Genomic DNA, 11,978 nt, shown 5'->3' with positions numbered 1-11,978 from the left:
CCGCAGCACTGCTGGACATCCTCGCCCGCGCGGCTGGGGCCAATTCCTACGAGACGGCCACCACCGCCGTGCGCAACCGCGCGGCCAGTGCGGCCACCGAGCTGCACGAGGCGGGCCTGGACCCGCGCGTGATCGGCCTGATCGCCGAGCCGCGGGTCAACGAGCTGCTGGGCGTGGCCGAGCGCTCGGCCCGCTCCCTGCGCCAGCGCGACCACCAGTTCCCCGAGCCGGTCACCCGCGGACGGCTCTGGTGCGAGGCCGACGTCGTCGACTACTTGGCCTTCAAGCACGAGACCTCCCCGCGACCCCGGGCCCTGCGCAGCGCCCGTGTGGCCCAGCGCGAGAAGGGCACGCAGATCCGCTCCTAAACTGCGGCCATGGAGTACCTCTTCGAGAACATGGCCGGCGTCTGCCCGCACTGCCAGGCCTACGCGGCCATGGACCCTGAGTCCCGCATTGAGATCTACCCGAGGTACGCGCATCTCGACGAGGAGCCGTACCGGCCCTCGCCGACGAACGACTCTCCGCCGCCGACCTCGGGGGCGCGAGAGATCGTGGTGATGCAGTGCCACCGCTGCGAGCAGCCTGTCACCGTCATGGACACATGGTCCGAGCACCAGTGGGATGAAGGCACGGAGCCACGCCGGCTCTCCCGCACGCTGGTCTACCCGCTCGCCGCGGTCCGCCACCTGCCCGAGGAGGCGCCGGAGAAGATGCGCTCGCTCTACCGGGAGGCCAGCCTGTGTGAGAGCGCGGGAGCTCTGCGCGCCGCTGGCGTGCTCTACCGCGCGGCCACCGAGGAGATGGTCGAGGACCAGGGCGGCACCGGCCGGGACCTCAAGGCCAAGATCAACAGCCTGACCCCGCGGCTGGACGCGGAGCTGCTGGAGGACCTGCACGAGTCCCGCCTCGTGGGCAACGACAGCATCCATGTCGGCGTGCAGTACGCCGCCGAGGAGATCGCCGACGTCGCCGAGCTGCTCTGGGAGGCCGCCTTCGTCCTCTACGAGCAGCCGGCCCAGAAGGCCAGCATGCGCGCGGCACGCAAGGCCCGCCACGACGCCGCCCGCGGCCCGCGCGCGGCGTCGTGATCCCGGTCTACGAGCCGCCGGCCTTCCGCAGCCCCGAGGAGGTCCACTCCGCGCTCTACCAGGACGCCCCCTACGTGCGGGTCATGCTCCCCGACCGGGGACGGGTCGATGCGATGGCTGCCCGCTGGTCGAGCACCCATGTGCTGATCGCCTGGGAGGAGGCGCCCAGCACCGAACGGTTGCAGGCATGGGTGCCCGCTGGGTGGGTCACCCGCATTCGGGCAGAAGAATCGGCCTGGCGCGCCCCCTACGGGCGCACGCACGGCTAGGGTGTGTCTGAGAAACCGTCCAGTCGGGTATACCCACTAGGCGCATGTGTCAGAGCCAGTTGGGTGCTGCTGGACAGAGGTGCCAGGGTGCGATCTTGCTTGACAGGGTTGCCCATCATCGCGCTCGACGGATTCGTCGATCCGGCCTTCTCCAACCGCGCGCTGGCTCGCTTACCCGTTGGGCTTGGCCTCGGATTCATGGACGTCATTCTGGAGTAGCGCGATGATCTGCTTTGCGGTTTCACTCCGGTGGTCCTGTGAGATGGGCCTGCTTCCGATCAGGTCGTTGACCCAGAGCCCGTCAGCAGCGAGCAGGGCGAGCGAGGTCATCTGGTCGCGCTCAGCTTCGTCTCGTTCGCTACGTCCGGTCCATCGGTCGATGAGGTCTTCCCAGATCGCCTTGTGCTGGGTGTGCTGGCTGTCGAGAATCAGCTGGAACTCGGCGCGGGAGGCGGCTGTCGAACAAGTGAGTATGTAGGCGGTCAGGCGCTCCATCGGCGTTGCCTCAGCGGTCGGCTTTCCACAGGCGATCTCTAACTGCCGCTCCCAGCGATCAGCGAGTCTCTGGTGGATCGCAGCGATCAAGTCGTCTCGTGACGGGAAGTGGTAGATGATCCCGGCCCTGGTGATCCCTGCAGCGGCCGCGACAGAGTCAAACGTGACTGCTGTGATCCCGTCTTCCTCGATCACTTGGATCGCGGCGTCGAGGATCATGGTCTTCTTGCTCTCACGCACCATCATGCGCCCCTCCGATTGGTTCAGTGGTTTTCGGCGTACTCCATTGCCTCGCTGCCGCGCCCGTAAGCGCGGAGCAGCCGATTGGTCAGAGCGGCTCCACTAGCCAGCATGACAGCGAGGACGATCATCGTGACCAAATAGGCCGTGTCGTAGGCGGAGGTGGCGGCTGCGATCACGTCGAGATCTCCGTCGGCGATCCCGAGGGCATCGGCAATGCTCTCCCCCGCTGCGGCGGGAGTGCCATCCGGGAGTCGGACGACTGTGGCGTAGACGAAGGTCAGGAGGCTCCCGAGGAGTGCTACAGCCGAGAGGGAGCCCATCTCATAGGAGACTTCTTCGATCGAGGCCGCCATGCCGGCCTTTCGCGGAGGCGCGTTGCCCATAATGGCGGCGGAAGCGACGGCGAAGGTGCCGCCCAGGCCGAAGCCGGTCACGATGAAGCTGACGACCAGCAGGGGTAGTGATCCGTTCGCAGAGGCCAGCACGGCGAGAGCTAGTCCTAGGGCGGCGATGGCGAGGCTGCCGGAGATAATGATCCGCAGGCCCACGATGTGCAGGATCGCGGCCCCTAGGACACCTGAGGGCAGGGCGCCAAGCGCGATGGCTGCGACTAGCAGGCCTGCTTGCAGGGGGGTGAAGCCCTCGACGAGCTGGAAGCGCTGTGTGGTCGCGAGCTGGGCGCCAGCGATGGTGAACATCGCGAAGAAGGCTGCCAGAGAGCCGCCAGCGAAGGCGCGGTTGCGGAAGATGGAGAACTCGATGAGTGGTTCTTCCAATCGGCCCTGGCGTCGCACGAAGAGGACGAACCCGATGACTGCTGACGCCAGCGCCCCTGCGATCAGAACCCAGTTCTGTGGAATATGGGCCAGTTCCTTGATGACGAGCACGGTGCCCACCAGCCCGACCATCGCATAGAGGGATGAGACGAGATCCCACTTCTTCGACGGATCGGGATGGTTGTGCGGCGCGATGATTGCGGTCGCCACAAGTGCGATGGCAACAACGGGGACATTGATGAGGAAAACAGATCCCCACCAGAACCGTTCGAGAAGGGCGCCGCCGAGAATGGGTCCGAGCGCTGCCCCCGCGATCGACAGGCTCCCCCAGATGGCGATGGCGATGTTGCGCTCACGAGGATCGTCGAACGCGAGGCGGATCAGAGCAAGCGTGGCGGGCATCATCGCTGCGGCCCCCACAGCGAGGAGTGCCCTGGCGCCGATCAGGAAGGCAGGGTTGGGCGAGAATGCCGCTGCCAGTGATGCGGCACCGAAGATCCACAGGCCGACGACGAACATTCGGCGGTGGCCGATGCGATCGCCCAGTGTGCCTGCTCCCAAGAGGAGGCCAGCCATGACCAGGGGGTAGGCGTTGATGATCCACAGTGTCGAGGATCCGGACGCGCCGAGGTCTGCGGTCAACGTAGGCAAGGCGGTGTAGAGGATCGAATTGTCGAGGGTGATGAGTAGCAGGCCGGCCCCCACGGTCATGAGCAGCCACCACCGCCGCGGCGATGATCCAACGTCGTTCACTGTTGTACCCCTGTCCTCTGCCTGTAGTCGCATCAACGAAACTATACTAACAGGTTAGTAAAGTAAACGTCAACGCTCCGACAGAGGGATGCCTCACAATCCAGCTGGGTGTTCATTGCCCCATCCCGGCGTCAAGCCGGGTATACCCCTTTACACACTCCGTCCGCCCACGAGACCATCACGTCGAAGACGGTCTCAAACCGGGTCGTTAGACAGAAGTGTCGGGAGGTCTAAGACGTGGTTGGACAGACCGTGGGGTACGTGCGGGTGAGCTCGGCGGAACAGAACCTGGACCGTCAGCTCGAGGCGGTGGGGGAGTGCGACCGCATCTTTCAGGACAAGATCTCCGGCAGCTCCCGCGCCAAGCGCACCGGGTTGGCCGAGCTGATGAAGTACGTGCGGGAGGGGGACCTGGTGAAGGTCGCCTCGATGGACCGGCTGGGACGGGACACCCGGGATCTGTACGCGATCGTGGATGAGCTCACCGACAAGGGGTGCGCGGTGCAGTTCGTGTCCGAGCGCATCACCGTGGACAAGTCCGGCACCTCCCCGGTGGACGGGCTCATGCTGGGCATCCTGGCGGCGTTCGCTGAGTTCGAGCGCCGGCGGATCAAGGAGCGCCAGGCTGAGGGCATCGCCCTAGCCAAGGCCCGCGGCAAGTACGTGCAGGCCCCGAAGCTCTCTGATGCGGACGTGGAGCAGGCGCGCGTGATGATTCAGATGGGGATCCCGAAGGCCGAAGTGGCGCGCACGTTCGGGGTGAGCCGGCAGACCCTGTACACCTCGTTGCGCCGGCAAGCCTCAGACTGAACCCCATCCTCGGCCGCCGACACCACCTGGGTTTCTGCTTCAGTAAGCGGGCGCGGCCTTGTACAGGGATTCGGCGTCTTGGGCTGCGTGGACGCTGGCCCGGACGACGTCGTTCTTCATGTCCAGCACCCGCAGCTGGCCGTCGATCTCAGCGACGGCCTCGATCCGGCCGAAGGCATCCCCGTGGGCCTGGGCGTACTCGGCCAGGCCCCGCAGCTTGGGCAAGGCGTCGGCCAGGTGCGTGCCGTGGGGGTCCACGATGTCCGCGCGGATCGTGCCGTCCTGGTTGGCGTGGAAGAACACGAAGTCCGGGCGCAGGGCCTGCCACTGGCCGGCGCCGTCCTGGAACGGGATCGCCAAAGACTGCTTGGAGGCCCGGGAGGGGTTGCGGTACCAGCCCCGGAAGGAGGGCTCGGCGGCCTCGGAGTCCAGCACCTGCCGCTCCCAGGCGTTCAGATCCACAGGTACGGTGCCGTCCTCGGCGGCCATCAAATGCAGAGTGCGGGTCGGCAGAGGACGCTCGCTGCCATCAGGGAGGCGCTCCTGCTGGTCGGCCTGGGCCAACTTCGGGCGGGTCAGGTCCACACGTTCAGGCCGACGGGCCATCTCCCGCACCCGGTCATACACTGCCTGGCGCTCATCGGTCAGGCCGTTGATCTGCACGCGGTACTGGCTCAGCCAGTCCTGCACGAGCTTGTCGGCCTTGGCCTCCAGATCGGCGACGACCTCGGAGGTGCGGGCCAGGGAGGCGATGATGGTGTCTCCTTCGCGCAGGTCGAGATCCTCTTCGTCCTCGGGGACGATGTGATCGATGTAGGCCCCAGCGATCCAGCCGGTGAGGGTGCCGGCCGCCGCGGCCGCAGCCTCCTCGATGGCCCGGTCATCGGCCAGCAGCTCCAGGCTGGTGGTGCTCAGGGTTGTGGTTCCCAGCCGGCCGGTCAGCCGCTGGGCCGACAGGGTGAGCACATCCTGGCGGGCCGCGGCGATCTGCTCGGAGTACTGCACCCTGCATCCGTCCAGGAGCTTGCACATTGTGTGCGCGGCGGTCTTGACCGCCCCGGGCAGCAGCTCGTCGTGGGAGAGGGCGTTGGCCAGGATGTCCAGGCGCTTGAGCGGTTTGGTGGCGCCCTGGGGGATGTTCATCGAGGGCAGGGCGTCGAACACCGCCCACACCTCTTCTCCCACCGCCGGGTTCGGTGTCAGGGTGACCGGGTCAAACAGCACCCGCCGGGCGGATGCGCGGGCGGGGTCGGAAGTGGTGTCGTCCATGTCGGACTGTCCGCGCATCAAGGTCTGGGCGATGGCGGTGGAGGTGGTCTTGTCGAAGTGGGGTAGGAAGCAGTCGATGGAGTTGAGCACCTCGTTGCCCGGGATGCGTCGGGCCAGGGGGGTGCGGACCATCCGGCCCAGCAGCTGGTGGACGTAGGTGGCGTCCTTGTAGGTACGGAAGGACATCAGCACCTCCGCCCTGGGACAGTCCCAACCGGTGGAGATCGCCTCCATAGCCAGCAGCACCCGGATGTGCGTGGCTTCCTGCACGCGCTGCGGGGCGATGTAGTTGACGATCTGGCCGGGCAGGTGCCGGTCGGTGTGGGTGCCGAAGACGTGGGCTATGTCCTGGGGCCGCAGATCGGGCCACTCCTGGTGGATGACATCCAGGATCCGCGAGAGGTGCTCGTCACTGGGTTTGTCTGCGACCTGCACGACCAGCAGCGGCACCACCGGGTCCGCCTCGCCCTGCTCGGCGGCATAGGCGGCCCAGGCCCGGGTGGAAGCCTTCGTGCGGGCCACGGCCTCGCGCAACAGCGTGGTGTCGAAGGCGCCGGCTTCCTCGGGGATGGTGAGGACAACATCGTCCTTGAGCAGTCCGGAGGCTTGCACGAGCGCGGGGTCGACCTGCACGGGGGAGAGCGCATCCCGGTCGGTGGCATGGGCCATGGCCTGGGTGAAGCGTTCCACGGTGGCGGAGATCCCGAGCACGATCGGCATGGCCGGGGCCAGGGCGGTGCCGTTGATCAGGCGCTGGACGATGGTGGCCCGCTCCTGGTCGTTCTTCTTGGTGGTCTTCATGCCCCGGTGGGCCTCGTCCAGGATGAAGTACAGGGTCCGTCCGGGGGTGGCCACGGTGTTGGCGATGACGTCGTAGATGGTCCGCTGGGCCATGTCGGGGGCGGCCATCACCGGGGTGGCGGCGTTGGCGGGGTCCGCGGCTCCGCGCACCAGGCGGGCTCCTTCACGCAGCTTCTGGGCGTTGAGGAAGTACACCTGGCCGGGGGCGAAGGTGGTCTCGGCGAAAGAGTTCTCCACGGTGCGCAGCCGACCGTCGAGCTCGGAGGATGCGGCATGGATCCGGGCGCGGGACTGATCGTTCAGGTCCGGGTCGTCGGAGAACCAGAGAACGGTGGCCCCGGGGTCGGGGGCGATGTCCTCGGTGTACTGGTCAGAACCGAAGAACAGGGCCTCGATGATGGCCGCGGCCATCACCGTCTTGCCAGCCCCGGTCGCCGCGGCCAGGGAAAACTGGGACAGGACCCCGTCGTCCTGGTAGTTCTTCCTGGCCCGATGCAGCCGGTTCAGGACCTGCTCGACAGCCTGCACCTGGTAGTCCTTGAGGGTGTAACGCATGGGGGTCAGGCCCTCCGGTTGATCTGGAAGTTGTGCAGGTAGGACTCGTACAGGCGCACCGCGGTGGCGTGTTCGGGCAGCTGTCGGGCCACGGACTGGAAGGCCACCTCGGAGTCGGTCACGATGAACGCCATCCCTACCTGGGGGTCAGCCTCCAGGGCGGCCAAGAACTCGGGGGCGTGGTCCATGTCCTCGAGCACCCCGTAGGTCTGAGCCACATCCCAGCCCCGTTCTGGAAGGCTGGAGATGATGCGACCGCGAGAGCCGGCCTTGAGCCAGAGCATCGGCGCGACCCGGGCGAAGGCACGGTTGCGGCGCACCTGCCGGGGCGCCTCATAGGTCAGGGTGAAGAACGCCGCGTTCTCCTCGAAGCCATCGGCCATGGGGAACTCGTCAGTGAACTTGTAGTCACCCTTGATCGGGTCCCCGTCAGGGGTTTTCCCCGTGATGGCCGCGGTCACGCGGGGCTTGGTCACGTAGTCGCAGATGCCCCATTGCTCCCACTCCGGGTCACCCGGGCGGAGCCCCTTCTTCCGCAGGCCCTTCTGCTCTTCCGCGGACACCTCGTTGTTCGTCACGGAGATGCACTGGCGACGGCCCCCGTCCTGCTTGTTCAAGCGCATGACCGCATGAGCGGTCGTGCCGGAGCCGGAGAAGAAGTCGAGGACGACCCCGTTCGGCTTGTTTGCCAGGAAGAATCGCAGGGCGTCCTCGACGGCGTAGAGTGACTTGGGAAAGGGAAACTTCCTACCTGGCATCAGGTTCCCGATCAGACGAGTGCCACTATTACCGGCATCGTGGCCCGTGAGGCGCCAAACATCTGTTGGGATGAAACGGACTTCATAATCCGAAGCATCAGTGATGACGGACCCATCCGGACGAGTGCCGCACACCTTGAAGATGCCCTCGGTAACCTTTTTGCTCTCTCCTTGCTTGAGGTAGTAGATCGTAGTGTCAGCGCCCCGCCAGCCACCAACCCGGGCATGGCCCTGGGAGATGAGTCCCCGAAGCATCTGGGCGCTAATGCGCCAACGCCCCTGTGACCCATCCTTCCGAATCGGCCACACCGCGACAGACCCGTTGGGAGGTCGAACGGCATCGAGGTCATCTCCGTAATAGGCGTCTCCCACTCCAGAGAAGACCGTCCCCTCGGGGGTTTCAGAAATGAATACGGGATAGAACTGGTTAGGGCTGTCGCTTCGCAAGGAGTCCGCGCCGCTCCGAATGAGACGACTCCAGTAGAGATCCGTTTTGTTCTTCGTCTGAACTGCGTTCCATTCCGGCCCGAGGACCAGAGCCGAGGGGCGACTGGTACCGAACTGGACGAAGTAGATGTACTCGGCTGAGCGAGCAAACGTGCCCCGCCTAGTAGCCCCGGCGGCGTTGATCGAAGAAGTCACCATGGTGATACGCCCTTCGGGGAAAGTCTGCTCGAGGAGCATTCCCAGTCGCAGGTACTCCTTCTCGTCGATGGTGACGATCAGGACGGAGTCCTCGGGGTTGAGGAGTTCCTTGGCGACGAGGAGACGCCGCTCCATGAAGGACAGCCACTTCGAGTGGCGGTAGTCGTCGTCTTCCTCGACGTAGTCGTTGTTGTACTTCCAGTCCTTCGCTCCGGTGTTGTAGGGCGGGTCGATGTAGATGGCATCCACGCTGTGTCGGTGCGTGTAGGTGAGCATCTCCAGGGCGTGGAAGTTCTCGGCGTTGATGACCGTGTGGAACGGCTTGTCCGGCCCGCCGTTCTCGACGCGGCCTGTCTCGACCAGGCCCGGGTAGATCGGGTCCTCGAAGCGGGCGACGACCACCAGGTCCTCGATTGCTGCTGTTGAGGTGGCCGGCTCGCGGACCTCGGCGTCGATGTCTGCTTCGGCCAGGTGGGCTTGCTTGCCGTCTGGGGTGCGTTCGATGTCGGTGACGACCCAGTGTCGGGTGTCCCCGATGGTGAGGCTCCCGCGTGGGGGGAGTACGCGGACGGTGTCCCCGCGGCGCACGGGGCGGCCGGGCAGCTCCACAGCTTCTGGTTGATGGCGCTCGAACACGAGACCGAACTGGCTGCGCTGGGTGAGCTGGCGGAACTCAGCTTCCAGGTCTGCGGCCAGCTGTGGGTCGGTCTTGCGGGCCTGGGCGAGCAGGTCAGTCAGTCGAGACACGGGTGTTCTTTCTCTGGGCCGAGTGGCATGGGGCGCTGTCCGCGCTAATCCTGCCCATCCTAGGGACCGGGGATCTCGTGCCGAGCAGGGGCTTCACGCGAGCTTAGGATCAGCTGCGATGCGAATTCGCATCGCGTCATCCACTCGAGCAAGGAACTCGCCCATGTCACGACGCTCTCTGGCTTCTCTGGCCACTGCTGCTGTTTTCGTCACCACCGCTGTCCTCGGGGGTGCGGGCCCGGCGGCGGCCGGCACTACGTATTCGGCCCCGTTGCGCACGGCTGTGGCGTCGTTGCCGGTGGCGGCGGAGAACAATGCCGGCTATGACCGGGCCGCCCAGTTCGGGGACTGGAAGGATGCGAACAGGGACTGCCAGAACACGCGGGCAGAGGTGTTGATCGCAGAGTCCAAGACCACCCCGAAGTTCACGACGGCCCGTAAGTGCACGGTGGCCACGGGCAAGTGGGTGAGCAGCTGGGATCTGCGCACGCACACGTCTGCATCGACGGTGCAGATCGATCACATGGTGCCCGTGCATGAGGCGTGGGGCTCGGGAGCTCGGTACTGGACCAAGGCCAAGCGGGTGGCGTTCTACAACGACTTGGGGGATGCCCGGTCGCTGAACGCGCAGACCTCGGCGTTGAACTCGGCCAAGCAGGCCCGCGGTCCGGAGCAGTGGCTGCCGCCGAAGAACCAGTGCCAGTACATCGCGGACTGGACCGCGGTGAAGATCCGCTGGGGGTTGAAGGCTGACGCCACGGAGAAGGCGTTCTTGGTGAAGAAGGCCGCCTCCTGCGCGAACACCACCCTTAAGGTGACCCGGTACTGAGGCTGCATGGCCGCAATGGTGCCCATCCCCTGGCCGTTGACGGCTGAGAGTGTGGGCATTGGTCTGTCCGGGGGGCTGGTTCGAGGGTCAGGGCCCGTGAGCGAGTGGATGTTGATCGCGCCGGTTCTGGTCTTCTGCCTGTGGCTGGCGCACGCCGTGGACAGCTGGCGGAGGCCGTACGGCATCGGCAAGATCGGCTGGGTCCTTCTGATCGGAACACCCATCGCGAGCCTGGTCGTCTTCTTGGCCACAGCACTGGTGCACGACCCCACACCATCAGCGAATGAGGCGCTGCCGCGTGGCGAGATCCACGACTTGCAGGTGCGGTTGATGGTTGTGTCGTTGGAGCTGTTCCTCGCTTGGGTTGTCTGCCTCATTCTTGAGATCTTCCTGTACGTCGTCAGATCAGTGCGGCGGAAAGAAAGCTAGAACGGGCCGTCCTCGCAGGATGTTCCGGGTCCGGTGCAACGGGTCATTGCTCGGCACGCCGTCACGGAAGGCCCCGCCACGCTGGTCCAACCAGTCGGTGTACGCCTCACCGGATGTCCCGGGACCAGGTGCAGGCGAATGTGGTGGTGGGGTGACGTCGACCATCACCCGGCGTCCCGGTGAGTTCCTTCGAGTTCCGCCCGCTCTGTTCGGTGGGCCTGGTACTGACGTGGTGCCACACGTGCTCGTCGACGCCCAGGATCGAGGGTCAAGGCCCTCCCGATGTCGCGTTCCAGGCCGCTGCGGGTGGAGGTCGCATATCCCTTACTGTGCCGGTATGGGAATCATCCTCTGGCCGATCGCAGGTGGCGCTTGACCCCTGATCTTGGACACGCTGATTCCAGCACGATGCTGGGGAAGCGAGAATCCAAGGGATGGCTAGGAAGAACTACACGGACGAGTTCCGGCAGCGCGCGGTGGACTTGTATGAGTCCACGCCGGGTTCGACGCTCAAGGGCATCGCCGGGGATCTCGGGATCTCTCGGGGTGCGCTGAAAGAGTGGGTCGACAAGTTCGGCTCCGGGGTCACGGTTGCCGCTGCGTCGCCGCCGGGGGCGACGGGGCGACCGGAGTCGCAGGCGGCGAAGGTCCTCCGGTTGGAGGCCGACCTCGCAGCCTTGCAGGCCGAGGCCCGCAAGCTCGAGACGGAGCGGGACATCCTCCGTCAGGCGGCGAAGTATTTCGCCGGGGAGACGAACTGGTGAACCGCTTCCAGTTTGTTGAGGATCACAAGGACGCCTACGGCGTGAAGCGGTTGTGTGAGGTCGTCGAGGTCGCCCGCTCGTCGTTCTACGCCTGGCTGGACTCCGCCGGGCGGCGAGCCGCGAAGGCGACAGACGACGCGGTGTTGGCGGCGCGGATCCGGGTGCTGCAAGACCCCGCTCAGGGTGGCGACCGCGCCTACGGGGCGCCCAGGATCACCGCCGACCTCAACGACGGTGTGCCCGTTGCGGAGCGGGTGAATCACAAGCGCGTCGCGCGGGTAATGCGTGAGCACCGTCTCGCGGGGATCCGGTTGCGACGACGGGTGAAGACCACGATCCCGGACCAGTCCGCCAGGCGCTTCCCCGACCTGATCGGACGGGACTTCTCCGTCGGCGACCCCGGCCGCCGCTACGTGGGCGACATCACCTACCTGCCTATCGCCGACGGCACGAACCTCTACCTCGCGTCCTGCATCGATCTCGGCTCCCGGAAGCTCGCGGGCTGGCAAGTCGCCGACCACATGCGCACCGAACTCGTCGAAGACGCCCTCCGTGCCGCGCACCACGACCGCGGGTCGCTGGTCGGCGCGATCTTCCACTCCGACCACGGCAGCGTCGGTGGATTCAATCGGTCGTCGCAACACCCTCTCGGAATCACTGGAGGTATGGGCGATGGCAAGCAAGGACTGGGCGAGGAAGATCAGTGACGTGCCCGAGGGGACACGTCGGCAGTGGAGAGCGGAT

Annotated in this window: 12 protein-coding genes; 8 read left to right on the top strand and 4 right to left on the bottom strand. The window is 65.9% G+C overall.

The window, feature by feature from the left end; genetic code table 11:
* The 3 genes from J1M39_RS07870 to J1M39_RS07860 all read left to right on the top strand — a co-directional run.
* Positions 1 to 368: hypothetical protein (locus J1M39_RS07870; RefSeq protein WP_206496650.1), on the top strand; the 368-nt coding region annotated here is incomplete at its 5' end.
* Between the two features lie 9 nt (positions 369 to 377).
* Positions 378 to 1,091, top strand: coding sequence for a DUF4145 domain-containing protein (locus tag J1M39_RS07865; RefSeq protein WP_069941612.1), 714 nt, complete (start codon positions 378 to 380; stop codon positions 1,089 to 1,091).
* The gene (locus J1M39_RS07860) at positions 1,088 to 1,360 is read left to right on the top strand and encodes a hypothetical protein (RefSeq protein ID WP_069941611.1); all 273 of its coding nucleotides are present in this window, start codon (positions 1,088 to 1,090) and stop codon (positions 1,358 to 1,360) included. Before J1M39_RS07865 ends, J1M39_RS07860 begins: the two co-directional genes overlap by 4 nt.
* 171 nt (positions 1,361 to 1,531) lie before the next feature.
* Here J1M39_RS07860 and J1M39_RS07855 read toward each other — a convergent pair whose 3' ends face one another.
* Together J1M39_RS07855 and J1M39_RS07850 are read right to left on the bottom strand one after the other, a co-directional pair.
* Positions 1,532 to 2,101: a TetR/AcrR family transcriptional regulator gene (locus J1M39_RS07855; RefSeq protein ID WP_081339297.1), complete on the bottom strand. Its 570-nt coding sequence runs from the start codon at positions 2,099 to 2,101 to the stop codon at positions 1,532 to 1,534.
* Between the two features lie 17 nt (positions 2,102 to 2,118).
* A complete protein-coding gene (locus J1M39_RS07850; protein WP_036316244.1) occupies positions 2,119 to 3,585 on the bottom strand; it encodes an MFS transporter in 1,467 nt (488 codons plus the stop codon).
* Between the two features lie 279 nt (positions 3,586 to 3,864).
* On the opposite strand from J1M39_RS07850, the gene J1M39_RS07845 reads away from it, so the two are divergent.
* The gene (locus J1M39_RS07845; protein WP_101966148.1) at positions 3,865 to 4,437 is read left to right on the top strand and encodes a recombinase family protein; all 573 of its coding nucleotides are present in this window, start codon (positions 3,865 to 3,867) and stop codon (positions 4,435 to 4,437) included.
* 39 nt (positions 4,438 to 4,476) lie between these two features.
* Here J1M39_RS07845 and J1M39_RS07840 read toward each other — a convergent pair whose 3' ends face one another.
* Both J1M39_RS07840 and J1M39_RS07835 read right to left on the bottom strand, forming a co-directional pair.
* Complete coding sequence (locus tag J1M39_RS07840; protein ID WP_206496000.1) at positions 4,477 to 7,062, bottom strand: DEAD/DEAH box helicase; 2,586 nt, start codon at positions 7,060 to 7,062, stop codon at positions 4,477 to 4,479.
* 5 nt (positions 7,063 to 7,067) lie between these two features.
* The gene (locus J1M39_RS07835; protein WP_206495999.1) at positions 7,068 to 9,212 is read right to left on the bottom strand and encodes a DNA methyltransferase; all 2,145 of its coding nucleotides are present in this window, start codon (positions 9,210 to 9,212) and stop codon (positions 7,068 to 7,070) included.
* A gap of 391 nt (positions 9,213 to 9,603) precedes the next feature.
* Between J1M39_RS07835 and J1M39_RS07830 the strand changes: the two genes are divergently transcribed.
* The 4 genes from J1M39_RS07830 (at position 9,604) to J1M39_RS12640 (ending at position 11,941) form a co-directional block, all read left to right on the top strand.
* Positions 9,604 to 10,041, top strand: a complete 438-nt coding sequence (locus tag J1M39_RS07830) for an HNH endonuclease family protein (protein WP_231862118.1) — start codon at positions 9,604 to 9,606, stop codon at positions 10,039 to 10,041.
* A 96-nt stretch (positions 10,042 to 10,137) separates the two neighbouring features.
* Entirely contained in the window at positions 10,138 to 10,470 is a 333-nt protein-coding gene (locus J1M39_RS07825) for a hypothetical protein (RefSeq protein ID WP_031943833.1), read from the top strand.
* A 434-nt stretch (positions 10,471 to 10,904) separates the two neighbouring features.
* Positions 10,905 to 11,234 carry an IS3 family transposase gene (locus J1M39_RS12645; protein ID WP_031943831.1) on the top strand — a complete coding sequence of 110 codons (330 nt, stop codon included), beginning with the start codon at positions 10,905 to 10,907 and terminating at the stop codon, positions 11,232 to 11,234.
* The gene (locus tag J1M39_RS12640; protein ID WP_031943830.1) at positions 11,231 to 11,941 is read left to right on the top strand and encodes an IS3 family transposase; all 711 of its coding nucleotides are present in this window, start codon (positions 11,231 to 11,233) and stop codon (positions 11,939 to 11,941) included. The genes J1M39_RS12645 and J1M39_RS12640 overlap by 4 nt, the downstream gene beginning before the upstream one ends.
* The last annotated feature ends 37 nt before the right edge of the window (positions 11,942 to 11,978 follow it).

Origin of the sequence: Micrococcus sp. KRD077 (assembly GCF_017168505.1) — a bacterium.
GTDB lineage: Bacteria > Actinomycetota > Actinomycetes > Actinomycetales > Micrococcaceae > Micrococcus > Micrococcus luteus.
This window is presented reverse-complemented; position numbering and strand designations above follow the sequence as displayed.

What these genes read in the sequence shown, in the direction of transcription:
- J1M39_RS07865 (WP_069941612.1), top strand. Translation starts at nt 378, where the DNA reads ATGGAGTACCTCTTCGAGAACATGGCCGGCGTCTGCCCGCACTGCCAG.
- J1M39_RS07855 (WP_081339297.1), bottom strand. Translation starts at nt 2,101, where the DNA reads ATGATGGTGCGTGAGAGCAAGAAGACCATGATCCTCGACGCCGCGATC.
- J1M39_RS07850 (WP_036316244.1), bottom strand. Translation starts at nt 3,585, where the DNA reads ATGACCGTGGGGGCCGGCCTGCTACTCATCACCCTCGACAATTCGATC.
- J1M39_RS07840 (WP_206496000.1), bottom strand. Translation starts at nt 7,062, where the DNA reads ATGCGTTACACCCTCAAGGACTACCAGGTGCAGGCTGTCGAGCAGGTC.
- J1M39_RS12645 (WP_031943831.1), top strand. Translation starts at nt 10,905, where the DNA reads ATGGCTAGGAAGAACTACACGGACGAGTTCCGGCAGCGCGCGGTGGAC.